We start from the raw sequence: 25453 nt of genomic DNA on the forward strand, positions 1-25453 counted from the left end.
TACGAAATCGGTGTCCACATTGTTATAGTATTATTATGAACAAAAGAATTCCGCTGACAGTGTACACCATAGGTCATTCCAATCATTCCTTCGATACTTTTTTGTCCTTACTGCAGCAGCATTCAATCAAGATGATTGCGGATATCCGCAGTTTTCCCGGTTCGAAAAAATTCCCTCATTTCAACCGCGACTACCTCAGGGAGAATCTGCCCGAACATGATATCCAATATCTCTGGATACCCAAATTAGGAGGACGGAGAAAAAGTCCTGCAGGATTCGTGTCGCCGAACACGGGACTTGTCAATCCGGGTTTCCGAGGGTACGCGGATTACATGGGCACTCTTCAGTTCCGTGAAGGAGTGTCGGAATTCCTTGCCGCGGCCAGGACTTCCAGGACGGCCTCCATGTGCGCGGAGGTTCTGTACTGGCAATGTCACCGGCGTCTTCTAAGTGACTATCTTTCGCTTTTGGGAATAGAAGTTTTTCATATCATGGGGCAAAAGGATCCGATTCTCCATCCCCTGTCCCCGGAGGCGACCATGACGACCGAAGGCATCGTCATTTATCCACCGGCGTTACAATTTCATTAGACAAAGAAGCTTGCAGAGTCTGCGCAGAATGCGGTATCCATCAGGAACCGCATAAAATCGCGCTATCACCAGATTCACGAACGATACGGTTCATTTCATCCATCCCATCCTACTCGCTGTGAGTCGAACTATTGGCACTTGCCAAAATTAGTGACCGATTGAGGATTAGGAGTATCGGTGGGTGCCGTGCCTCCGTGCCGGCACGTGTTCATCAATGATATCAATATAATGGACCAACAGGGACGCCGGTCCCCTACCTGTAGCTTCTATTTGAGCATGGGATGAACGTCAGAATTTTTGGCACTCGCTAAAAGTCTAATCCATTCGCAAAAGAGTGACTATTGTTTGAAATCTTGAAAAGACAGTGCTATCAGCGGCCGTTCCCAAACGAGGCGAATGTCGAACCGCCGGAAGGAAAGACCCAGACTGTCGCGCTGCTTGGAGCTTTGGATGCAGCCCAGTCCATGATCGATTCCGTTTTGTTGAAGCTCCTGGCGAGCCCCATTTTCCTGCCGATATCCTCCGGCAGAAGCCGACTGTCGCTGAAAATCCCCAGATGGTTGCGTCTCAGCATTTGAAGACCGAAATGTCCGATAAACACCTCCTCCACCGGTTCGCCTTTCTTCGCCTTTTCCACGAGAGATAGAACGCGATTTTTCCCAATCACCTTTAGGAGCGTTCTCATCACCGGATAGGGAAGAGTCTTCTTCGCTAGAGGCATCTCGCCCAGGCCATGGATGCTGCGTGCGAATGCCAGGAGTACTCCTCCGGGCTTGCATGCGTACAGTGAATTTCCGATGCATTTGACCGATTGCCGCAGGTCGGCATCCATGGGAAACGAGTTCGCCACGACAACATCGGCCTGTTCCGGGACTTCCTGTCGGGAAATTTCAAGCACGAACTTTTCACCCTGTCTCTGAGCAATGATGGGGTCACCGCAGAAAAAAGCTGCCGCACGCGCCTGTTCGTTCATGGCCACGTTTACAATGAACACGTCTTTTTTCAGGAGACTCGCTCCCTCCTCGAGATCTTGCCGCATCGGAGAACGATCCCCCACGGTGCCGACGTAATCGAAATTGTCCGGATCGACCCCTTGCATATGATTCTTTCCGATCGTCTCGGCAGCGGCACAACCGGGAATCAACATCTTCAGTCCTCCTCCGAATCCGAGGAGCAAGTGAGGTTCAATGGCGCCAACACACACAATAAGGTCAGCTTCCGTGAGAAGCCTATTGAGAACCACTTTGGTGCCTCTGGCAGTGATCCCGACTTCTCTGAGACTGTCCGAATCGGACGCGTCATGGCAGCGCCAGGGATGCGCGTCCATCAATGCTCGACCGAGCTTCTTCTCCACTTCATCAAGACGGCTCTGGCGGTGGACACCCGTGGCGATCAAAATTTGTATGCTCTCTGCAGTTGCTCCTGCTGCCAGGAGTTCATTCATAACAGGCTGCAGGAATTCGGCTACGGGTGTGGGACGAGAATGATCGTCAACCACAGCGACAACACGCTTACCGGAAAGAGCACGTTGCGACAGTCGAGATGCTGCAATCGGGTTGGACAGAGCTTCCGCACATGCTGCGGCTGGGTCCGCAATTGTAGGCACCGACCTGGGTTTCAGCTCACCGAGAATTCGCCATGTGTCTGGAACGGAAATCTTGAGAGATTCTTCTCCCCACGGAAACTCAATGAATCTGGCCATTGATTTTTCACCTCGATACATTTTGAATTCAGGAGGATAATATTGCGAAAGACTTACGCCCCAACCTCTCACAGGTTCTGACTTCGTTCCGAGCTCTTCGTCCCATAGAGCCCGGGAATTTCAGAGACTGTCTCAGAATTCTCGAATGCATAACAATCGTGCCACGATTCGCCATCTTCGTAGGGGTAGGCCTAGTGCCTACCCTTATTTGGGCGGACACGAGGCCCGCCCCTACAATCAGGCCGGCAGGACCATGAGAACTTCGTGCCACGATCTGGGATAGATTTCGACTTTTGGGACAGCCTATTCATTGCCGGGAATTTTTGCGTCAGTCGTCCCTCTGAGACTCAAAAATCACATATTGTTCCTTAAACGGCGATGAATCGTCGACCTATTTTCCCCGGGTCTCGCGGGATTCCTCCGGAACAAATGACCCAAAACACTCTAAGCTAGCACATGCTCGGACACCCTTCCTTCATTACGAAAGAATATCAGGTCCCGCGACGTCATTTTCGGTTCAGAAACCGCCTTGAGCTTCGCAGCCACTCGGTCCACCGCCAGGATCTGGAGTTTAGCAAACGCGTCATTTGATTCTGTAGCTCTTCAATCCGGGCCTGGTGTTGTTCCATCAGTCGATTCTGTTCGGAATACTGTTCGGAAAGTCGGCCCAGTTTTTCTTCAGTCTCTTCTATACGTGATTCCAAAGAAATATTCAGTCCTAATGCAGTGAAGAAGCTTCTTATCGCAGCGGTACTCTCTGCGTCGGCTCGGAAGAATTCCCGTAACGCTCCCCCTCTAGCACTCTCTCCTACTCCGATTATTCCTAAACCGTGACAATGTGTGAACTCGAAAACAGGGTACCGGTCGGCCAATTCTCGGAACAACCTTTCCACACCAAAATCGCGTTCCCGCACACAGGTATCGTGCATCAGCACAATTCCCTTCTTGCTCATTTTGGGAAGCCACAGTTCAAAATCGCGTTTTACCGCATCGTAATAATGGAGACCGTCAATGTGAAGAAGGTCGATAGAACCATCCGAAAAATGCTGGACCGCCTCGTCAAAGCTCATACGCATGAGCGTGGAAAAGCCTCCATACAAGGGATCATGATAGCTCGCCAGATCCTGATATACCTCTTCCCCGTACCAGCCAGCGTGCTCGTCTCCTCTCCATGTATCAACTGCCGAACATCTGGTCGGAAGATCCAATGATTCGACAGCCTGGCAGAATGCACAATACGAAACTCCCGTGTACGCGCCTAATTCCACCAGGGTTGCAGGCCTCAGGATCTGTATCAACCCGAATGCGAAGGGAATATGTTCCGTCCACGCTGAAATCCGAAGCCTCAGAGGTTTCATGAATACAGCGGGGTAATCGAGAGGATTGAAGTCCATTGCCTGCACGTTATTCGGAATGCACCCGGAGCGAGATCTTTTCCATAGGAATCCCTATGAGCCCACTCCAATTGCTCGTTGAATGAGACTTGAAAATGAGCGCATCGTGCATCCAATGTTGATGCACATGCTGTTCCTGAGATCCCTCTGCCACCGCCGCAGTTATGGAGTAATCGCCTACGAGCAATATTGGCATGCGGAAACAGAACTCTGCTTCGAATCTTTCCCCGGCCTGTATCGACACGGGATTGTTTCTGTACGTTACGTACGTGTTGTCTCCAAACAAAGTCTGTCCTAGCCGGTCGCGCACGTAGAAGCCCACAATCGGGCTCATTATATCCGCGTGCGCCATGCAGATGATTCGCAGGCACACAGATTCACCGCCTACTATCCATGAGAGCGGTGTTTTTGACATGCGTTCCAGAAATTTCACGTCAATAATTGAGGCGCTGAAGTTGCCGAATGAATGTGCATCGGGATCGAAGTGGAATACTTCGATGTCATTCCGAAGAGGTGATGCATTAATGTACTTCAGCCTTTGATCGACCATTTCCTCAGGGTCGATCGGCACAGGAAGCTCTCTGATGGAATTCTTCGATCTGTTCACATCCTGTCGAGCCGCGAAGACCTTTTCGAGATACAGATCGCAAATGTCTCTTGCAGATCCCTGTGCCTGGATCATACCTCCGTCCAAGAGAATTGCTCTATCGCATAGATTAATGACCGCAGCAGTGTCGTGACTCACGAACAACAGTGTCCCTTTTTCCAGAAATTTCCGTAAGTAGCGCATGCATTTCTGAGCGAAGAACGCATCCCCCACAGCCAGCGCTTCGTCAATGACCAGAATGTCGGCATTCACATGCGCTGCAATCGCGAAGGCCAGACGGACGTACATTCCACTGGAATACGTCTTCACCGGCTGATGGATAAAATCGCCGATATCCGCAAATTCGAGGATTGCCTCGTACTGCTCGTCAATTTCTTCCTTCTTGAGCCCCAATACCGAGGCATTCATGTATACGTTTTCTTTCCCGGAAAATTCAGGGTTGAAACCGGATCCCAGCTCGAGAAGCGCGCCGATGCGGCCTCGAATTTCAATGGATCCCGTGGTAGGCGCAAGCGTGCCACAGATGATCTGCAGGAGTGTGCTCTTTCCGCTGCCATTTTTCCCGATTATGCCGATTGATTCTCCCCGGCCTATATCGAATGAGAGATCGCGTAAAGCCCAGAATTCTCGAAAATATCGCTTTTCCCGTACGGGCAGCCACCGTGACAGCATTGTGCGAAGCGGCTGTTTCAATCTGTCCTGGGGAGAGTCCCAGAGATGATAGCTCTTTCCGATATTATGGATCGAAATTGCGGGAAAATCAGTATCCAGACTCATTCCATGTTGCTCCGAACGGATAGTCTCCTTTCGCATTCTCCCAGTTTCAGATGACATCTGCAAATGCCCTTTTGGTTTTCATGAACCAGGCATAGCCCAACTGAAGAACGATCAGGGAAAGAAGTCCAATCAACGCGAGCCATCCCCAATCAGGATATGCCCCCCACATGAGGGTTTTTCGAGCATTCTCGAGAATTACCGTAAGGGGATTCAGTTGAATAAGAAGCCTATAGGGTTCCGGCACAGCGGACAGCGGGAAGAAAATGCCTGAAATGAATAACAAAATCTGCACCACTATGCCGATAGGATGCCCTATGTCTCGGACAAAAACCCCCAGAGAGGACAAGAACCAACTGAACCCCAGAGTCAACATAAGCAGGGGAAGCGCCACCAGCGGAAACAGATAGATCGTCGAAGAGAAAGTCCCCTTAAACAGGATGAGCGCAGGGATTAAGATCGTCAGACTGATGACGGCTTGTACAAGGCTTGAACAGAGTATGGCAACCGGTAATATTTCCAGCGGGAAAATAACCTTTTTCACGTAATTCGGATTGCTGAGAATCAGTTGAGGCGCTCGGATGATGCTTTCGGCAAACACATTGAACAGTACGAGACCGCAAAACAGCGTGAGTCCGATATCCAGGAATCCTTCATTTTGCCCGACACCCCATTTTATGCTGAAGATGACGCCGAACACGAAGGCATACACTGCAAGCATGAGAAGCGGCGTTATGAATGACCACACTATTCCCAGGTACGATCCCCGGTAACGCTCGACGGTATCTCTCCATGCGAGCCGCGCAATCAAATCTTTGTGGCTGTACAGATGGACAGCCATTCTCAAAGGATTCAGGTATTGCGCAACTGGGACCGGCTTGCCGGAAATAACTGACGGAGGCTCCATTTCATTCATTGTACGACGTGCTCTCGATACGGATCGAAAATTGGGTTTTCACGCATACTACCGAACCGAGACAGCACGTCGCGTCTTCTCTGCACTGACAGCTCTGGTAAACCCGGACGAAGATGCAGCCACTGCAGAAGTCCTACTGCAGCAGGATCCAATCGGCGCTTCTTATCAGGAACTGGGAGTGGGAACAACTCTCGGTCGGCTCATTGCTTCCAGGCTTTTACCCAGTGTTTCATAGAGGGCTCTGGCTTGTACGTGGGACAGGTAGACCTGCCGTTCGTACACTTCAACCAGGGAACGATTTCCGGCTTCATCCGTGCCCGGTCTGAGCTTGCCGAAGAGCAGGCAAATATCGAAAGGGGTAGTTTCAATCATCGTGCAGTTCGTATAATACCCTTCGTCTTTGAATGAGAACATTTTCGGAAGAGTCTGCTGTTGTTGTTGATCCGCCATATGAACCTCCTTACATATTCATTCCGACCTAAAGATACCACGAAAGAAATGCATCTGCACCTAAAAGTTATCCCCCCTCATTGTTCGGAGAATATTCAGGTCATGGAAACCAGGGAACAACTCGAATGCCTGCAGCTTGTTGAATGCACGAATTCTCCGTTAATGTAATAATCGGCAAAGTACCCAATATTTTAGTGACTTGTTTATATGTCAAGTCGCGCAGAAATAGATTTAACTTCGAACTATTTTTGATTTTCTGATGTCCTTTGTGTTAAGGTCGCCAACTTTCCCGCGAGTACGATAATTATCGTGCACAAAGCGGGTTCTATCCATTCATTAAGGCTTGCGAAAAATTCGGTTCAAAGGAGAGGTGTAATGAGAATTTGCATTGCTATAATTATGACGCTTTCATTGGCACATCTGGTGCATGGAAGAACATTCGAGGAATATGTGTTAGTGAATTACGACCCGCTGGTAAGTGAATTGAAACATCATGGATTCGGAGGACCATTAGGCAAAGAGACGGCAGAATTTGCGCTTATCAGGCAATTGATAGAAGACGGCACAAATCGCGACCATTCGGTAAGCATTGTGGGAATGTCCGTAGGCGGTGTTAATGGAGAGGTCATGAGCAGTCTGGGTCTGGAAATGGGAAAGCAGAACGAGAAAGGCTTGTTGCTGAAGAGAGTGTATTCTGCGGATGGTAACCCCTGTTACGCAATCTGCGGTCCCAGGGCAAACATTTGCTCAGCAGTTGCCATCGTGTTGCTGTGGGACAAGTATATTACCCAGGCATATTGTGAAAGATTCAACACAAAGGAAATCTCTGCATGGAAAACATCAAAAGAGCTGTCGCGAAAAATAGAGCTTGGGACGGCCGGGCACGATGACATCATCGATTACTGTGAATTTGCCGAACCCAGACGCAGGGCACTCATGCGCGCGAATCGCATGTACAGCTCGACGGCGGCCGGTGTTATCGAATCTGTAGTTCAGAAATTGGGTCCTCTCTTCAAGTTACGAACGTTTTAGAGCGATTGCCAAATGTTGTCATTGCGAGGAGCACAGCGATCCCGCGTCTCGCGGGACAATCGCCTGGGATTCAGGCGCTTAATTTCAGGCGATTGCTTCGCTTCGCTCGCAATGACAAGCGTTAAGGTCGAACTAACCATGAGAACCCTGAGGATTCTCGGTGTTCATTGTCGACTCGTCCTGGTGTCAACACTTTTCTGCAATCCATCTTCTAGATGATTAGGAGGTTTTGAGACAGCCTCCCCATGGCTACCCCAACAGGGATGGCGAGTCGCAGCATGATGTTCCGTTCAGTTATGAATTTTGAGACAGTTTCTCCCTGGCGGTCCATTCTTTCGATATCATCGATCATATTGAAGATGTGCCGGCACGGAGGCCGACACCCACCAATATTCTTATCCTCAATCGGACATTCATTGCGGCAGCTATAATAACGTCTTTTTCGTGCCTCCAGGTTGCACAGCAAATGGGGCACTATTCCGAGAACTCTTTTTCCTCTATACTTACGGACAGGATTAGTTCACAAGAAAGCAGGGTGAGACGCTCATCGGAGAAAGTCCTTGAATGCTGCGAACGCTAACGAGCGTTTTGGTCATTGCCAAAATATATGACCAAAACTCAGTGCAGATGGTAGTCGAAAAATCCCCCCTCCCCCCCTTTAATAAGGGGGGAATTAAGGTGTTGCCTCTTACCTCCCTTTCGTGGAGGGGGGGACTGGGGAGATTTGATACGATTTCGCAGTTATGCACATAAGATAGCGAAGGCTGGGGTGTCCTGAGCGGAGTGATTAGACGGCTTTGCGTCGTCCGGAGCGAAGGATACCTCCAGCCTCCCACATTATGAGACCCTGAGGATCGGTTCTCTTCTTCCAGAAAGGATGAAGTGGTGATTGGCGCCTTGCCCTTATATTAGTCTCTTGAATGTGAATCCTGTAGAATAGTTTCTCATGGACCGCCAGCGTCCTTTATTCACTGAGGTGTTGAACCTCTTTTCAGCAATGACGAGGTGCATGGATATCGGCGGGTACCTGTAATCAGAGGAGCACTCAATGGATGAACTCCGGTTCGTTTTCCTGTTCATGGGTCTTGTGGTTTTTGTCGTCATAGTCCTGATCGATTGGCTTTTTAGAAACCGTTGAAACTATCTATTACTACACTCTTTCTACAGTGCGATTCCGCTGGATTATGTGCTCCAGGTTATATTTTCTCACCCTATAGCCGATTTGTCTCAGGGTAATCCCGAGATCCTTTGCCGCCCGGGATTGCACCCAGCTATTCCTTTCCAGCGCAGCGATTACACTCCGTCTCTCGATATCCTTGAGCGCGTCCAGGGATTCGCATGCCTCCGCTTGCCATTCGTTCCGCGAGAAATTCGGACATAAAGTCAAATCTTTTGCCTCAACCAATCCCCCGGGCACGGTAAACGCGAGGTACTCGATAAAATTCTCAAGTTCCCGTACATTGCCCCGCCACGCGCATTTTTCCAGAGCTGCCATTGCTTCCCGCGTGAGTTTAAGCGGCAGTCCCAGGTCCCGCCGAACTCTGTCACTAAAGAACCCCACCAGAGGAGCCAGATCTTCCGGCCGTTCCCTGAGAGGAGGGATCGCAATGGGAAACACGTTCAGTCTGAACAGGAGATCCTGACGAAAGATCCCGTCAGCAACAGCTTCACTCAAATCGATTTCTGCAGCAGCTATGAGCCGTACGTCCGCAGAAACGGCCTTCATACCTCCCACGGGCTCGAATTCCTTATCCTGAAGAAATCGCAAAAGCTTGGACTGGAACGGAAGCGGCAGTTCATGAATATTTTTCAAAAAGATCGTTCCGTGATTTGCCTCCTCCAAACGGCCCATTCTCGGTTCCAGAATTCCGGAGAATGCATCTTTTTCGCAGCCGAAGAGTTCCGATTCGATGCGATTTTCGGGAAAAGCCGAGCAATTCACTGCCACAAAGGGAAAACGGTTTCGATCGCTGAGTTCGTGAATCAATCTTGCGGCCAGAGATTTTCCGACTCCCGGTTCCCCAGTAAGCAGGACCGTTGCATTGGTTGGAGCAATCTTTCTGATGAGCTGCTGTGCTTGAGCCATTAACGGGCTTCTGCCAACAGCGAGGAAGTTGTTTATTTTTTCCGACAATTCCGTTTTAAGAGAGTCAAGTGCCCGTGTGAGAGCGTCTTCCCGCGCACGTACCTGGTAATTCAAGCTCACCAATTGCGCAATTGTGTCCGCAATACGCGAGAGAAGTCGAATGTCTTCGTCCAACGCTACAGTTGTGGGGAACACCCGTTGCGAATTGAGGACTCCCACCGGAGAATCATCCATAACAATAGGAATGCCTATCACTGAAACGGATTCCGGTTCATCGCCAATCATTTTGACAGGAAAATACTTTCCCGTCTTGGGCGCAATCCAGATACCACCGGTTCTGAAAACAGCCCCTGAAAGACTGAATGCGCTATTCTGGGTTTCTTTCTTCTCTTCTTCTTTGGTTAATCCGCAGGATGCCCGAAGGAGGAGGCGCCCGGTTTCCGGACGTTGAAGCATTATCCACGCTCTCCTGGTGGATGTATGCTCCTGAAGGATGCACAGGAATCGATAGAGCATGTCATCCAGGTCCAAGGCCTTATCGATGTCTTGACTCAACCCTCGTAGAATATTCAATTCGTAATGATTGGCGATGGATTGCTTGTCGTTGATTCGTTCTCGTGGCAGCATGTATCGCTCGCTTTCAAAGAGAAAGATTCTAAAAGATTATAATCGCCTGTGCAGTCCCGTCAAAAGCTGTGATTTCGCCATCACAGAGTAAGATCTGGGGAACCTTTTTTGTAAAAAAGGTTCCCCAGACCCTTCCAAAAACTTTTAACACTGGCCTAATAGCTGGTTTTTCGTGAGAAAAACCAGCTATTAGGCAAATGCTAGAAGTTCTTGGGAAGGGGTCCGGGGAAACACTTCTTACAAGAAGGGTTTCCCCGGAGCTTTACTTTCTTGATTGCGAATCAGCGCCTTTTCCGGAATCTCACGAGACCGGGACTAATTGTGGCATAGCGAAATGTGTGCCAAACCTTCGAAAACTAGCCGTAATCCTTATGAACTTCTCCGGGAAGATCTAACCGAATGGTATCTTTTGAGTGAAATATTACAGGAATGTCAGATTTTTGGAGCGGTCTTTTTCAGAAACCAGGCATTTTCTCCGTTACTCGATTGAATGGCCAATTCTCTCAGGACTCTCTCGAAATCGAGATCCTGAATGCGGGTCTGCCGCAACAATGCATGGGTAAGGTGGTCGTATATGCGGTCTTTCGACGCTCCGGGAGATGACTGCAAGAATGCAGTGACAATCCGTCGAACTGTGTTTTCGTAATTGGATGTGGCGAGGACAGGGTTCTTTACCTCGCTCCGGCGGCATGGTTTGCGGTAATTGATGACCAACTCCCGTTTTACGCTTTTCCGCGTAACCCGCTGGTTGTACGTGGACGATCCAGTATCGATATACAGCGGTGAGGTGCTTTCGCCTATCTCAAATCCGGCCTTTATCATGATATCCTGGACCCTTCCCCACATCGCCAGCGAAGAGTCGTGATAACAGAGGCTCAACCATCTTCCGGGCTTTAGCACCCTGCAGCATTCCGACATCGCTGCAACCATGGTTTCGGTCCATTCATTCAATCCTTTGCCGCGAGTTCCGTTCACCACGATTTCACGCTCGCGCCAGGACGTATTCATGCCGAGCCATGCCTCCCAGATGAAGTTCAACTCCGCATATTGAACCGTACCGCCGTAAGGAGGATCGGTGAAAATGTACTCCACCGAGGAATCCGGCAGTGCCGAAAGATCCGTAGCAGATTGCGTTGAGAGGCAGAGTTCGTCCAAAGAAATGCTGCTGAGCAGCATTCGTTTTGCCTTGTACACGCGTGAAAAGATTTTACCCAGGGTCTCCATAGCATTGCGCTGCTTTGACATGGGCGGAAGCGACCAGGTTCCGGGTATGTACCCCCCTCCCCCTTTCAAATGCTGAGCTTTGAGACTCAGAGCAAACATTCCCGCGGTAACGATCGCTCTCAGATCGTCATCCGATCCGGCTGCGTGCATACATGCGGCAATGGCCTTCAGATTCCGTGTTGTGAAGAGATCTCGAACCTTCCTGAAATTCCGGCTTGGACGCCATTCATCACCCCAGGGAATATCCGAATCCTGCACATCCATCATGAATCGATCGGGAAACGGGTGCTCGACGGGTGAGTTTTCGATACGGTCTATCCGAGGAAGGTCGATTTCTCTGAATGCAGCCTGTTCTTCCGGGGTTCCGCAAACGGATCTGGTGATTCTCCCTCTTGTGCATGTCTCATTGCAGGAAAAATTCAGGGTAACCGGCCTGTTCCCGCATTTGGTTAAGAAAGGAGTTATAGGCTGAATACGACCGCGTTTCCGAAAACATGAAGGGCAGCCGGGGGGATTACCTGAGACGGCCTCAAATAAGGTAATGTGCGCTCCGCAGCTCGGGCACTGGTACACATTCGAGTACACAACGTGATGAATGGTACCGGGACTGCCACACAGATGACATGTCGTGGAATACAAGTCATCCATGAAAGGCTTCACCGTTTCACAAAGCCGATTGAATCTCTGTTTGAGATCTTCCGGATCGCACGGATTCACCACGAATCGGGTGATGAACGTCGCTGCGGGCGAAGCATCGATTCCTATAGCCTTGCGACCCAGGGTCAATGCGGCAAGGACGGTGCTTCCCGATCCGCAGAACGGGTCCAAAACAAGGTCACCCGGGTCCGTGTAATGTCGCACATATTCCTGTATTGCGTCCGCGGGTTTCTTTCCAAGATGATAAGGATGCATGCCGTAAAGTGGCGAGTTCCGGTTCGTTTCTATAGGCTTGATGAATTCCTGAACGTGATAGTCGGAAGAGTTTGGATCGAAAGGTTTGTCATGAACATGGGACTCCGCGAAGTCTCTGAGAGAAGGATTCGGTCTGTCTCCTGAATAAAACAAGGCGTCTGGTCACTCCTGCTTTCGCTGCATCTCCTCAAGTGCTTTCAGACATGCCGCGGTTTCTTTGTACGGCCCGGGTTTGGTCCATACAGGATCGTCGTATCGATCGTGACAGGGGAGACAGCGCGCAATTGAAGTTATTCTCCGAAGTTCTTCCTGGTTGAACCCGCGAGCAAGCTGGTGTGATGTGCCCTGCAGCTCTTTTCCGTTCGCGTCCACAACGCTGTCTATAGAGTATGGGATTTTCAGGCCTGACGCTCGGGAATCGTAGAGCGGTTCCACAGCCACCTGATTTTCTTTGGATTTGAAAGTAGCCACTCCTTCCCCGAGTCCGAGTGCTTTCGGGTCCAGATGGCAATCCACGCACCTCGGGACTTCTTTCCTCGTGGTATGCGGGTGTGTCGGGCCAATGGCGACAGAGGAATTCCCGTTACGCAATTTCGTTATGGCAGAATCGAACGGGGGCACGATTTTTCCGTCTGCATCCACTACGGTATTCCAGACCTGGCACCCGGGAACCAGAATGCCCACCTTTCCGCGGGAATTAATGCCGTACACATGCCGCTCATACCTGAAGAATCCTCTTCCTTCCGCCCATCGCCCTTGAGTCTGCTTCCCGGTCAGGTGATCGGTTCCGCGATTGGTGAAATCCAGAACCTGGTGGCAACCGTAACACTGAGGACTCCATGCGCTGTGGCACGAATCACATTCCAGGCGATCGTGGCCGGGAATCCCATGATTCTTCTTGCCGGTGACAACGTTCACGGGGTGCTGCTTTCCTGTCAGCTTTCCGGTAAGCGCGAAACCTTTTTCCGTGAGTCTCACATTCGGCAGAGGCCGGCCCTTGGAAGTCTTGAGAATGGTATCTCCATCATTGAGCCGAATAAACGGCGAACCTCTCACGAGAGTATGAATCAGCGGATCTTTGCTCTCCACGGTCATGGTAGCGGGAGGAGTTTTCCTGGAACCGTGACAGTCTTCGCAGCGGACCTCTATCTGATCTTTCATAAATTTGTGGACAGATCCGTCGCCCATGGTGTCCTGGCCTGTGTGGCAATCTATGCAAGCCATTCCTTTTTCATGATGCACATCCGGCACCAGTTTCCAATAGAACCGGCCGTCGCTCAGGATATCGTTATTGAGCTGTCCATGCACAAACGGCGTTCCGTACTGAGAGCTTTCCATTTCTCCGTGATAGTTGAGGCCTATTCGCGCGCTTCGATTGTGGCAGGCTCTGCACCGATCGTTCGGTATAAGGTTTGTTATCGTGTGGGTTGCGGGATGTCCCGTTTCATCCCGTTTGATTGTGGGATCTCCTCCGGAATAGTGCCCCCGGTCTCCGTAGGGGGCATGACAGGCAGGGCATCCCTCCAGCCGGCCCATGGTTTCCCTGGGACGGGAACCCCACAAATGGCAGGCTGCGCAGAATTTTCTGAAGTGGCTCTCCGCAATGTTGAAGACGCCTGATTCCGTTTTTTCCGCATGCACGGGTGAAAGCGTCGTTTTCCCGTCCGAAACACTTTTTATGGCAAATTCGGATTCCGAAGTTGACTCCAGCCCCCATTGGAATCTGAGTATTCCGATTATACCGGCATTCGTGGCCATGATCGAACGAGGGACATTCTCGACTCGATTCAAGAGCGGGTGCTCTCTCTGAGAATGGCAGGATCCCAGAGCACTCTTTTGTCCTCCACAGCTTGCAGCGGCAAGGTCGAGGCGAGCAGGATTGCGTCCGCCTCTCAGTCCGGCATGTGCACCCTTTACCGTCAAGTCGGGTCCGTTCCCTCCATGACATGTCACACAGCCGAATACCGTGTTAGGATGAGATTTTGACAGGTCCTCGATTCCGAGATGACACGTGAGGCACCTTTCTACCGGCAGCTTCCCTCCAAACGGGCTTACTTCTATGATTTCGGGTTTCTTGTTTTTGAGGGAACTTATTTCGGATGCGATTTCCTGCCTCTTCTCGCCGGATTGCTCTGCGGCGAGCTGTTGTTCCAAACGCTCCCGAGCAAGTTCGAAACCTTTGAGCTGATACTGCTTCCACTCAGGGGTGCGATGCCTGTATTCGATATACCCAAATGTGCCCAGAAGTATGCATCCCAGAATCAGGCATGCTGAGAGATAGACATTTGACGGGGATTTCACGAGAAATAACCCCATAGTGTCAGAGCAGTAAGCAAAATCACGGTTGCACCGAAGATAATCGAAATCAGCAACGGCTGTCTGGGGAGAAGATACGGAATTGCAGCCAGTGCCGCGGTCGCTGCCAGGGGAAGAAGGATTCCCGCAACAAAGGGGGGAAAATAACGGAGCATCTGCTGGATACCTACAAAAATCCAGGGAGCTTTCACATCTTGTTCGGGAATTCCGGAAGGATCTGCAGGTACGGAAAGCGGTGCATCCCAGAGAGCCGAGACGATCCCCAGGACAGCGAATGCAAGAAGTGCGGCCAGCATCTCCTTTCGCACGAGGAGCGGGAAACTCTTGATTCTGTTTTTGGGCTGACCAGGCTGCACTGGAGATTGAACTTCCACTCGAAGACACTGTGCTCGGTATTGCTCGATCGGAAACATCGGTGTTGAGATGCGCTCAATCATATCACAGGAATCATCGAGGGTTAAGGGAGGGTTAATTTTGGAAGGTCATTTGCCCTTAAAAATTGGCGGTCGTTTTTCAAAGAACGCTTTGATTCCTTCCTGGTAGTCATCGCTGTCGTACACGCTGCGGCGCATGCTCTGCACCCTCTCGAACGTCTCAGGACTGAGATTATGCGACGTCGACAACAACCTGATTTCTTCCTTGAGAAGACTGATTACAAGTGGTGAGTTTTTGGAGATCTGCTCGGCAAGGGTTTGAGCAACCGTCTCCAACTGATCGATTGGGACTGCCCGGTTCACTATTTCCGCATCGACCAATCGTTTCACGGGAAAAGGTTGTGCTGCAAACAACATTTCTTTGCAGATATGGGTTCCGCCGGTGATAATGAGATTCTGGACTCCCGAGATGTTGTACGGCACTCCGATTTTCGCAGGAGTGATAGCAAAGGTTACGTCTTCAGCCGCGATAATTATGTCGCAGCTCAGCACCAGCTCACATGCTCCGCCCCATACGCTCCCCTCCACCATGGCGATTATGGGAGCAGGAAAGTACTCGATGGTCCTTACAGCCAGTCTGAGCGGGTCGGTGTACGTCAACGGATCGCGACCATCCAGGGGTAGTTCGCGCATGTCATGACCCGCGGAAAAAATCTTCGACCCGGCAGGCGCTCTAAGAATGACAACCCTTACGCTTTGTCGTTTCAACTCTTCCAAAGCGTCACAGAAATCTTTTATCAGCTCTTCACTCAACGCATTGAGTTTTTTTGGATTATTGAGTGTAATAGTGCCTATCCAGTCTGAAAAAGCCAATTCTACCAATCCCATAGATAACAACTCCCGGGTTTTGGATTTTCATCACGCATACCGCTAAACTGGCGTAAGTGGTTAACATGCCAGGGAAGATCAGGAGCGTTCGTGAGGATTCCCAATAGATTATCGGAGAGATTGATCTTCCAAGCGTCAGCAGCATTAGACGTGCTTCCGAATAACGTAAGCTATATAACCCCCTTTTTCTCAAAGCCCATGTAGACGCACCTATTCATTGACGAAATACGGCAGTCATATTTCAGCGATCAACCATGCTTACACGTCCGAGTGTCAGCCTAAAATGGCGACTCTCGGAACGGGTTCGTCCGGCAACTTATAAACAGTCTTCGTTAGCAGGGGAATTTCGCGTGAACGTATCCTACCATTTAACTCAAGTCAATGCTTTTTTCTCATGCTCATACCCCGAGGCAAAGGGGAGAGAAAACTATTTCTTCTTGCCGATATCTTTTTCGAGCAGCTTGTTGAGCTCTTCCTTTATCTGTTCCAGAGAGATCATGGTGGCCTTTCTGGAGGTCGTGATGAGTTTTCCCTCGAAGAGCCCGTACTCCACCGTCTGTGGATAGTGAAATCGGCGCTTCGATATACGACGCTTGTCGAGCCAACCAGCCTGATGAATCGGCAGATAGAAAGAAAAACGGAAGGGTTCAAGCACAACATGAAAATGGTACAGATCGAAATAACCTTCTTCAAATTCGACCTTGCATTTGGGGCTCAAGTACATCCGGATATGATGCTTGTTGCTTCCTGTTTCGGATTCCCACTTCTTCTTGGCTTCCGGTGACAGATGATAGATTTCTCTATCTCCGCGGCGCACATAATTCACGGTCAAGCAACTCGTTCCACTCTTGAATATTTTCTCGAGCACGTTGTGCTTAAGCGGGAACAGATCTGTGCTGGTCTTGGTCTCGTGCACGAGGAAACAAAGAAAATAGCAGCCCCTCGCTATCTCCTGATCCGGCGATCCCATGGCCTCAATAGCTTCCATGGCTGCATTATGAAAACGCACCTTTTCAGGAAGAACGGTTTTAGTTTCCTTCGGCTTTTTTGGTTTCTGATTCGGTCGAGGTGGTGGTCCGAGTCTAAATCCGCCTCGAGTCTTCGGAAGAAAAGGTTTCAGGCCTTTTTCTTCCCTCTTGTAGACGATGATAGGGTCTCGTCTGGGTGGCTTTTTAGCCATGAGTGTCTCCTTGACTGCACGAACACAACAGGTTCGCGGGTTCTTTCCGGCTCCAGCAATCTTCTATCTATAGTTGAAAGAGCCCTTGCCTGTTACCACAAAAGATTCCGGGCACAGGGACTTAGGAAGCTTCCACATGCAACTGGTTCTCAATACCGAACCAGAAATAAGCCACAATTTTGCCTTTAATGGCGCGCACCCTTTTCATCCATATGGATAATCTCAGGGTAACATTTCGGATATCGCTTCAAATGCCGTAGAAAGGCATCAATCCGCTTCGATCCGATTTTTGCGTGAATCGCAGACTCACCTGTAAACGTTTAGAGAAAAGGAATCAAGAGAAATCTTAAATAGCCGGTGATCTCCAACAATAGGCTCAGGATGATCTGACTGATTTCAAAAGTCAATAGTTGATTTCCTATAAAGTAGCTCGGTCATACTTTCGCACTGCCAAAGAGCCTCCCATGATCTTGAAACAACTGCGTCACCGTGCTGAACAAAGAGCTTGAGTAACTGTGCTTCCACCAAGTCCGGATTCATTATGATTGCCTAGTCGGTCTTCCCGGAGCTATAAAGGAACATACTTGGAGGCCCACATGGAAATTATCGATAAAGCTCTCTCCGGAGGCAGATCAGTCCTTTCAGAATACGAGTCGAAACAGGTGCTCGCACGGTACGGCGTTCCGGTCACAACCGAAATGCTTATAAAAAACGAGCAAGAGCTTTGCCTGGCAATCGAGCGCATTCCTTTCCCGATTGTTCTGAAGGGCTGCTCTCCCGATTTGAGTCACAAAACCGAAAAAAATCTGGTCATCCTCGACATACGCACCCGTGAAGCAGCGGTGGAAGCATTTCGTGAGATTTCGGCAAAGATCGGTCCGGATGACGCAGTGCTCGTTCAGGAAATGGTCAACGGCGCTCGTGAACTTGTGGCAGGCATGACGCGCGATGCTCAGTTCGGTCCCTGTGTCATGTTCGGTCTGGGAGGCGTATTTACCGAAGCACTCAAGGATGTGTGCTTCAGAATGGCGCCCCTGAGCCAGCGCGACGCGTACGAAATGATGGAAGACATACGGGGACACAAAATATTGGGGCCTGTAAGGGGAATGCCCGAGGCCAACCGGGAAGAACTAGCGGAGGTTCTCGTCACTGTCGGACGCATCGGCCTGGAAAACAGCAGCATAAAGGAAATAGATATCAATCCGTTGATTCTGAGGGATGGCAGACCTGTCGCTGTTGATGCACTGATTGTCCTCGGCTGAGCATTTCATATGGTCCCGGTCGATAAGGAGTCATCATGTGGTTCCTGATACTCTCGTGGCTGTGGCTGAGCAAATACTGATTCGCTTTTCTGTTCATAATCGAAAAGCACTCCTTAAGAATTGGTGGGTGCCGGCCTCCGTGCCGGCACATTTGCAAAACAAATCAACTAGTTCTGTCCGGCAGAGACTCCGGACTCTACCGGCCTTTGTAAAAGGTGGAACGTTCAAAACGTCAGAAATTATGTCAGCCGATATCGGGCTAGCCTGTTATTCTTTCCTGCTATTTTTCCCCATTCCTCCAGTTGCTGGGTCTCGTCTGAAACGAGCGGTTGTATTCGTCGTCGAATGCTTTGTCCAGATCCTGTTTTGATGGCAACAGGGAGCCGAAGAATTGTCTCAGATTGAGATCGCCCGTACGCGTGCTCGCGTCCTGGGTGCTCGATGGTTGGCTACTCTTTTCCTGAGTTCCCTTGACCGACGAAGTGATCTGTTTTTGGAGGGCGGCAGATCGATCTGCATCACCCGTTCCGAGCTTTGACTCATTATCGAATTCCTGATGGATGGGCATCGGTTGTGATGCGACCGCGCATCCAATCGCTACAGCTATTATCATCAAAAAGATTGATGATATTGTTATCATTGACTTTATTATCACAATTTCCTCCAGATATGACATTGCGCGCCGATCGCGTTATTTCGTTTTTTCGATTCTATCATATTTTCTGGTTTAATGTCTAGAAGTTATGTTGATTATTTAAAGCATAACCAATTCGGCAAGATTCCGGATTTATAAAAAATGCTAGGAGGTTAAGATGAGGTATTTTTTAGAGCGGAATACATTAATGATCGAATTGTCACAATGAGATGAATCATTTTTATCAAAAAAACCTTGACAAGAAAAACCTATCCTATTAGAAGTTGCTCACCTGCATCAGCCCTACCAAATAATTCCTCCATGAGACTCCAACCAAAATATCCTACCCGGTGCCCCAGAGGGGGTCCCGCCTTTTTCGAAGTAGTGATTTCTCTAATTATTCAGCTATTAAAGAGGCATCGCCGTAACTGTAAAAGCGATACTTTTGGTGAACAGCTTGCCTGTACGCGCTCAAAACGCGATCGGTTCCCCCTAGCGCGCAGACAAGCATAAGGAGCGTGGATTCCGGCAGATGGAAGTTGGTGATAATTCCCTTAACAATTTTAAACCGATATCCAGGAAGAATAAATAATGACGTTTTGCCTTTTCCCGGACAAATATGACAATCCTCCGACACGGCTGTTTCCAAAGCCCTGGTGCTGGTGCTTCCGACAGCTATTACGCGTCGTCCCTCGCGTGCAGCGCGAGTGATGTTTCTGGCAGTCTCATCGGAAATCTCAAAATATTCCGATTCCATAGTATGCAATCTTACATCCTGTGTACGCACAGGTAAGAACGTTCCGGGTCCGACGTGAAGGATTATACGCGCAACAAGTATCCCCATACCTTCAAGTTCTTTCAGAAGTTTTTCCGAAAAATGCAGACCTGCCGTCGGCGCGGCAACGGAACCGGCAACTCGCCCGTAAATAGTCTGATATCGGCAGCGATCCAGAGCTTCGTCTCGCTTGGCTGTGTGAATATAGGGAGGAAGCGGCGGTTTGCCATGTTCTTCAAGAAAATTCAGAAGCATTGATTCGGTTACAGGAAAGCGGACCTGTATTCTGCCGGGGCCCACGGCGTGGATGCATTCCAGTTCAACTCCATTTCCAACAAGAATTCTCGATCCCGGCTTAATAGGTTTGCTCGATTTCGTGATGCACGTGCGTACTGCATGGAATTCTCCGGGCCCAAACATTTCTCCGGGGTCGGTCACCAGCAATTCCACGCGGCCCCCGGTGGTTTTCTTTCCCTGGAGAAACGCGGGAATCACCTTTGTCTCGTTGAGCACGAGAACATCCGAAGGCCTGAGCAATCCGGGTAATTCGGCGAACAAGTGGTGAGCGACAGCCCCGGTTCGGCGATTCAAATGGAGAAGTCTCGATCGGTCCCTTTCAGGAGAAGGTTTTTGCGCAATCAGGTCTGGCGGCAGCTCGTACGAATACGTTGCAAGCCGAAAGCTCTCGGGGATGTCCATCGATGCATCATCTGTGTAGAGCGCTGTATTTTCATCCATCATGTCTATTCAAGGCTTTTTCTGGCCAGGAAGATAATGAACAGTCCGGATACCATCAATATGCTGCCCATTATTCTCAACGTTGCATCATCCTGTTCGAGAACGGTTTTCATAAATTGTTTCATTTTGTCGGGAAATCCGAAATAAGGGAGTCCTTCCAAAACCATCACCATGCCGAGGACGCAAAGAAAATATTCCATGATCGGCCTGCTCACGGATTCACGTATGGAGGTTGGTACGCTGCAGATTCCCGCGCGTTGCGAATCAGATCCGCTGTCAGGACAATCAGCAGGCCCACATATAGTCCGATGTAAAGAAAGAATTCTGCGGGGACATGAATGTTGCCCAGAGACAGGAGTGCGTCCAGCAACACGGGTGGCACCATTGCTGCCACCGAGAACTTCAGCGAAGTTCCGTAGGAAAGCACCATTTTGTAGAATCGTACGGCGAAGTAGGGAACTAATGCGAGGACGAGCACCTGAAGCGGTTTCAAAATCAGGAAAAAGAGTACGGTAAAAAGAGCTGCCAGCCTGATGACGGTAGGAAGATAGCGATCGGCTAGATCACTGAGATTGGCGGCATTGATGATCGCATCCGGGGCATCTTTTAAGGATACGATTCGTATTTCTCCGCCATTCTTTAAGATCACCGCATCCCGGGAGAGCACAATACCGTGGGTATGCTGCTTGAGGTACTCTGCGGCTTCTTTCTGCATTCCTTCTCTGGTGTCGATAACAACGGGTGTCTGATCTCCCAGATCGACAAAATGAGGCTGTTTTTCGCGAATCGAAGCGTGTCCGTCGCGAATACGAATTTCCGGAAAATATGCATCATAGTTATCCACAGCAGTTGCAGCCAGGCGTTCGATCCGAGGCCCCAAAGATAAAACTGCAGCTAGACTGCTCAGAGCAATACACGCGAGCAGGACGAGAACCATTTTCAATGGAGATACCGATGAGATCAATTTGGAGATGGACATGTGCGGCCCTTCCCTGAAGACTTATGGACTCACGATTTCAATTGTTCCCGAAACGAGTTGTTTTATTGTTCCGTCTTCCGTTGAAACGACTAGTGCTCCATCCGGCGCTATAGCTTCAGCCCGGTATCGTATCCCATCTCTGATGACATAGGATTTCCGATGCGCCCATCTGCCGTCCCACGAGTTGGGAATAAACGCCGGTCCTTCGGTTCTCACGCGATCGTAGAGGCTGTGCATCTTGTCGAGAAACACGCGAGCGATTTCTTCCACGTCGGAGATTTGACCTGTACAGATCGCCATCGAAGTCACCAATTCTCGCAAATCAGGGGGGAAATCGTCTGGAGAACAATTCACGTTCAAACCCAATCCGACGATCACGTATTCCAGGCGGTTGGAAGTGACGGCAGCTTCGGAGAGGATTCCCGCGATTTTCCGACCGTTCACCAACACGTCATTCGGCCATTTCAACTCAGCCCTGGCGATTCCGTATGACTCTACTGTTTCTGCAGTGGCAATGGATGCTGCCATTCCCAGCAGAGACGCGTGCTGCGGTTCGATGTGCGGCTTCAGAATGACCGACAAGGCCAAATTCTTGCCGGGAGGCGATACCCAGGTGCGCCCCAGTCTTCCACGTCCGGAGGTTTGCTTGAGAGCCAGGATTGCGGTGCCTTCCGAATCCCCTTGGCGAGCCAGTTCACGCGCTATGTCCTGGGTGGAACCCAAACTCTCATATATTATCAGATTACCGAACATGGGGCACTTTCCAGATCGCGAAGGATGTGATGAGCGAAGCGAATCGCATCGGTAGCGAAAGACCTCGACTGATGCGGTTCACCCGCGCGGATCGCGGGTTCACCGCATCCTACGCTGGCTTTTCAAGCCTTTTATCAAGAGCTTCTAACATTCGCCGGGGATCAATTTCCAATGAGGAAATTGATCCCCGGCAAGTATTAGAAGTTCTTGAGGTGGGGTTCGGGGAGGAACTTCTTACAAGAAGTTCCTCCCCGATTTCCTTCCTCACGAGCTCTTGAGGGAGCGCATTTTTTCCAGTCCGCTTCCCAGCCCTGACAGTTTGGCCGTAAGCTCGGAATGTCGTTCCTTTTGCTTCTGGACTGCCGCTGCATTGGCCTTTGCGAGGAATTCCTCGTTGGAAAGCTTTCTCGATACTGACTGTAGTTCTTTCTCGATTTTCGCCAATTCTTTGCTGAGCCGGAAAATCTCTGCATCCGGATCGACGATGCCTTCCAGAGGAACCAGGATGCGCATTTCATTTACCACTGCTGTCGCGGCCATCCGAGGCGGTTCTATCTCCTGACTCGGAGAGATCACCCTGAATTCGTTGACTTTCGCGAGAGTCTCCACCATGGAGCGATTCTTGTCCAGGAGTTCCCTTTCCTGTTCCGAAAACGAGAAGACCAGAAGCGGAAGTGCTCTTGACGGGGCAATGTTCATCTCAGAACGAATGTTGCGTACTGAACTGACCACTCCCATGAGGATTCCCATCATATTTTCAGCTTCTGGATCGATTCGGGAAGGATCGAATTCCGGGAACGGTCCCTTCATGATGGACGCGCGTTCCGGACGAATTTTTGCAGCTATCTCTTCTGTGATAAACGGAATAAACGGATGCAAAAGCATCATCAAGGCGTCCAGCACATAACGCATGGTAGCTGCAGTAGCCCGTTTCGCGTCCTGATTTTCGCCACCCAGCGATATCTTGGATTCTTCGATGTACCAGTCACAGAACTCATGCCAGGTAAACTGATACAGAGATTGCGCGGCATCGTTAAAGCAATAGGTCTCGATGGAAGAGCGAACCTCCTGAATGGTCCTGTGCAGCCTGGAAAGGATCCATCGTTCCGCAAGAGGCAGAGACTTGGAATCCGCAGGGGTATCTTCGGGTGACAATGTCTCCAGGTAAGGAAGAGCAAATCTCGCTGCATTCCACACCTTATTCATGAAATTGCGATACCCTTCGATCCGGCTTTCGGACAGACGAATGTCCCTGCCCTGCGCTGCGAGTGCGGAAAGCGTGAAACGAAAGGCATCCGTGCCGTACACGTCCATGACCTGAAGAGGATCGATGACGTTTCCAAGGGATTTACTCATCTTCTTCCCGGATTCGTCCCTCACGAGCGCGTGAATGTACACGTCCCGGAATGGAACATCCCCCATGAATTTGATCCCCATCATCATCATACGGGCAACCCAGAAGAAAAGAATGTCAAAGCCGGTCACGAGGCACGACGTGGGATAAAAGGTGTGCAGCAATTCCGTCCGGTCAGGCCAGCCCATGGTGGAAAACGGCCAGAGAGCCGAAGAAAACCAAGTATCCAAAACGTCTGTTTCCTGCAGCAGGGTGGAACCCTTGCATTTCGGGCATTCCGCGGGATCTTCTGTGGCGACAATGATTTCTCCGCACCCCTGGCATGTCCAAGCAGGAATGCGATGTCCCCACCAGATCTGCCGCGAAATGCACCAGTCACGGATATTGTTCATCCATTCGTAATAGACCTTGGTCCAGTTTTCCGGGATGATTCTGGTATGACCCTTTTGCACCGCTTTCAAAGCTGCCTGTGCAAGAGGCTCGACTTTAACGAACCACTGCTGGGAAATAAGCGGTTCCACAACCTCCTTGCAACGGTAGCAGCGGCCCAATCCAAGCGCATATGGTTGAATACTCTCCAGATAGCCCTTTTCCTGCAGTTCCGCGACAATCGCTTTTCTGCATTCGTACCGATCCATCCCCGCGAAATGAATGCCGTTCGCATTGATATGACCGTTGTAGTCCATGATCGTGACGTGTTCGAGATTATGGCGCATGGACAGCTCGAAGTCCGTCATGTCGTGGGACGGTGTCACTTTCAACGCGCCGGTGCCGAATTCCATAGAGACCACGGGATCTCCAATGATCCGCAGCTTACGGCCGACCAGTGGGAGAATTGCGTTCTTCCCGATGAGATGACGGTACCGGTCATCCTCAGGATTCACCGCAACTGCTGTATCTCCCAACATGGTCTCGGGTCGGGTGGTAGCTACAACGACGTGTTCGTCGGAATCTTCGATGGGATAACGAATAAGCCAGAGATTCCCGGAAGCCTCTTCATGCTCGACTTCAAGGTCCGACAGCGCCGTATGACATCGGGGACACCAGTTTACAATGTAATCGCCTTTGTAAATGAGTCCGTCTTCATAAAGTCGCACGAACACTTCGCGCACTGCCCGAGAAAGTCCTTCATCCATGGTGAATCTTTCCCGATCCCAATCGCAGGAGCAGCCGAGTCTTCTGAGCTGGTTGATAATGACTCCACCAGACATGGCTTTCCAGGTCCAGACTCGTTCTATGAACTTCTCTCTACCAAGGTCTTCTCTTTTCAGCCCTTCCAGGGCAAGTTGCTTTTCCACTACATTTTGCGTGGCAATTCCCGCGTGGTCGGTCCCGGGCATCCAGAGAGTATTGTATCCGTTCATCCTGTGATACCGGATGAGAATATCCTGTAACGTGTTGTTCAGAGCATGGCCCATGTGCAAAGAGCCGGTCACGTTGGGAGGCGGAATTACAATGGAGTATTCTTTTCCCGTTTTCTCATCGTCTGCGTGAAACAGCTTCTTTTCTTCCCAAAAGGAGTACCAACGTTTTTCGATTTCTGCAGGTTCGTACGCCTTGGGTAAAGTGCCCTGATCCATAACACGCTCCTCATCTTGATGTATCCGGTTTCTGATGAATGCAATCGTCCTTTTTATCACTCTTAGCCGAAGAACTCAATGTCTCCGAATGCGCCGGATCTATCGGTGAAATCGGTAAGTTCATGTCAGTGTCACGCCTCTATGCTGATGGGCTACCAAATTACGGTATAGCAAGTGTATAAAATAGCATCCGATTGCGAAAAGCACTGCTCGACAATTGGTGGGTGCCGTGCCTCCGTGCCGGCACGTTTTTCTAATACACATCAACCAGTTCGGGCCGGCAGCGACGCCGGCCCCTACCAATAT

Annotated in this window: 20 protein-coding genes; 3 read left to right on the forward strand and 17 right to left on the reverse strand. The window is 50.2% G+C overall.

Annotated elements, in window-relative coordinates:
- The first annotated feature begins 35 nt into the window (after positions 1–35).
- On the forward strand, positions 36–590 hold the full coding sequence (locus DESTI_RS18220; protein WP_014811436.1) for a DUF488 domain-containing protein: 555 nt from the start codon (positions 36–38) through the stop codon (positions 588–590).
- Positions 591–960: 370 nt separating this feature from the next.
- Here the strand turns inward: DESTI_RS18220 and DESTI_RS18225 are convergent, their stop codons facing one another.
- The 5 genes from DESTI_RS18225 to DESTI_RS18245 all read right to left on the reverse strand — a co-directional run bounded on the left by DESTI_RS18225 (position 961) and on the right by DESTI_RS18245 (position 6433).
- Entirely contained in the window at positions 961–2292 is a 1332-nt protein-coding gene (locus DESTI_RS18225) for a lactate racemase domain-containing protein (RefSeq protein ID WP_014811437.1), read from the reverse strand.
- Positions 2293–2798: 506 nt separating this feature from the next.
- A complete protein-coding gene (locus DESTI_RS18230; RefSeq protein ID WP_014811438.1) occupies positions 2799–3686 on the reverse strand; it encodes a class I SAM-dependent methyltransferase in 888 nt (295 codons plus the stop codon).
- A 10-nt stretch (positions 3687–3696) separates the two neighbouring features.
- Positions 3697–5070, reverse strand: coding sequence for an ABC transporter ATP-binding protein (locus DESTI_RS18235; RefSeq protein WP_014811439.1), 1374 nt, complete (start codon positions 5068–5070; stop codon positions 3697–3699).
- Between the two features lie 46 nt (positions 5071–5116).
- Positions 5117–5983: an ABC transporter permease gene (locus DESTI_RS18240; RefSeq protein WP_014811440.1), complete on the reverse strand. Its 867-nt coding sequence runs from the start codon at positions 5981–5983 to the stop codon at positions 5117–5119.
- 165 nt (positions 5984–6148) lie between these two features.
- Positions 6149–6433 (reverse strand): DUF3467 domain-containing protein, encoded by a 285-nt coding sequence (locus DESTI_RS18245; protein ID WP_014811441.1) that lies wholly within the window; start codon positions 6431–6433, stop codon positions 6149–6151.
- Between the two features lie 375 nt (positions 6434–6808).
- Here DESTI_RS18245 and DESTI_RS18250 point away from each other — a divergent pair, with 375 nt between their 5' ends.
- Complete coding sequence (locus tag DESTI_RS18250) at positions 6809–7465, forward strand: hypothetical protein (RefSeq protein WP_014811442.1); 657 nt, start codon at positions 6809–6811, stop codon at positions 7463–7465.
- A 1150-nt stretch (positions 7466–8615) separates the two neighbouring features.
- On the opposite strand, the gene DESTI_RS18260 is transcribed toward DESTI_RS18250, so the two are convergent.
- From DESTI_RS18260 to DESTI_RS18285, 6 genes are all read right to left on the reverse strand, one after another.
- Positions 8616–10178: a sigma-54 interaction domain-containing protein gene (locus tag DESTI_RS18260; protein ID WP_014811444.1), complete on the reverse strand. Its 1563-nt coding sequence runs from the start codon at positions 10176–10178 to the stop codon at positions 8616–8618.
- 432 nt (positions 10179–10610) lie between these two features.
- Positions 10611–12467, reverse strand: a complete 1857-nt coding sequence (locus DESTI_RS31620) for a DNA methyltransferase (RefSeq protein ID WP_014811445.1) — start codon at positions 12465–12467, stop codon at positions 10611–10613.
- Between the two features lie 9 nt (positions 12468–12476).
- Positions 12477–14615 carry a cytochrome c3 family protein gene (locus DESTI_RS18270; protein WP_041286321.1) on the reverse strand — a complete coding sequence of 713 codons (2139 nt, stop codon included), beginning with the start codon at positions 14613–14615 and terminating at the stop codon, positions 12477–12479.
- Positions 14612–14986: a hypothetical protein gene (locus DESTI_RS18275; protein WP_157212202.1), complete on the reverse strand. Its 375-nt coding sequence runs from the start codon at positions 14984–14986 to the stop codon at positions 14612–14614. Before DESTI_RS18275 ends, DESTI_RS18270 begins: the two co-directional genes overlap by 4 nt.
- Positions 14987–15112: 126 nt before the next feature.
- Positions 15113–15892: a methylmalonyl-CoA decarboxylase gene (gene scpB, locus DESTI_RS18280; protein ID WP_014811448.1), complete on the reverse strand. Its 780-nt coding sequence runs from the start codon at positions 15890–15892 to the stop codon at positions 15113–15115.
- Positions 15893–16319: 427 nt separating this feature from the next.
- Positions 16320–17072, reverse strand: a complete 753-nt coding sequence (locus tag DESTI_RS18285; RefSeq protein ID WP_014811449.1) for a hypothetical protein — start codon at positions 17070–17072, stop codon at positions 16320–16322.
- A 596-nt stretch (positions 17073–17668) separates the two neighbouring features.
- On the opposite strand from DESTI_RS18285, the gene DESTI_RS18290 reads away from it, so the two are divergent.
- Complete coding sequence (locus DESTI_RS18290) at positions 17669–18334, forward strand: acetate--CoA ligase family protein (RefSeq protein WP_014811450.1); 666 nt, start codon at positions 17669–17671, stop codon at positions 18332–18334.
- Between the two features lie 280 nt (positions 18335–18614).
- On the opposite strand, the gene DESTI_RS18295 is transcribed toward DESTI_RS18290, so the two are convergent.
- The 6 genes from DESTI_RS18295 to DESTI_RS18320 form a co-directional block, all read right to left on the reverse strand.
- Positions 18615–18989 (reverse strand): hypothetical protein, encoded by a 375-nt coding sequence (locus DESTI_RS18295; protein WP_014811452.1) that lies wholly within the window; start codon positions 18987–18989, stop codon positions 18615–18617.
- Positions 18990–19365: 376 nt separating this feature from the next.
- On the reverse strand, positions 19366–20484 hold the full coding sequence (gene queA, locus DESTI_RS18300; RefSeq protein ID WP_014811453.1) for a tRNA preQ1(34) S-adenosylmethionine ribosyltransferase-isomerase QueA: 1119 nt from the start codon (positions 20482–20484) through the stop codon (positions 19366–19368).
- A gap of 2 nt (positions 20485–20486) precedes the next feature.
- The gene (locus DESTI_RS18305; protein ID WP_014811454.1) at positions 20487–20681 is read right to left on the reverse strand and encodes a DUF2065 domain-containing protein; all 195 of its coding nucleotides are present in this window, start codon (positions 20679–20681) and stop codon (positions 20487–20489) included.
- An 11-nt stretch (positions 20682–20692) separates the two neighbouring features.
- Positions 20693–21460 carry a DUF1189 family protein gene (locus tag DESTI_RS18310; protein WP_014811455.1) on the reverse strand — a complete coding sequence of 256 codons (768 nt, stop codon included), beginning with the start codon at positions 21458–21460 and terminating at the stop codon, positions 20693–20695.
- A gap of 21 nt (positions 21461–21481) precedes the next feature.
- Positions 21482–22213 (reverse strand): biotin--[acetyl-CoA-carboxylase] ligase, encoded by a 732-nt coding sequence (locus DESTI_RS18315; protein ID WP_014811456.1) that lies wholly within the window; start codon positions 22211–22213, stop codon positions 21482–21484.
- Between the two features lie 264 nt (positions 22214–22477).
- Positions 22478–25147: a valine--tRNA ligase gene (locus DESTI_RS18320; RefSeq protein ID WP_014811457.1), complete on the reverse strand. Its 2670-nt coding sequence runs from the start codon at positions 25145–25147 to the stop codon at positions 22478–22480.
- Positions 25148–25453 lie beyond the last annotated feature (306 nt).

Origin of the sequence: Desulfomonile tiedjei DSM 6799 (assembly GCF_000266945.1) — a bacterium.
GTDB lineage: Bacteria > Desulfobacterota > Desulfomonilia > Desulfomonilales > Desulfomonilaceae > Desulfomonile > Desulfomonile tiedjei.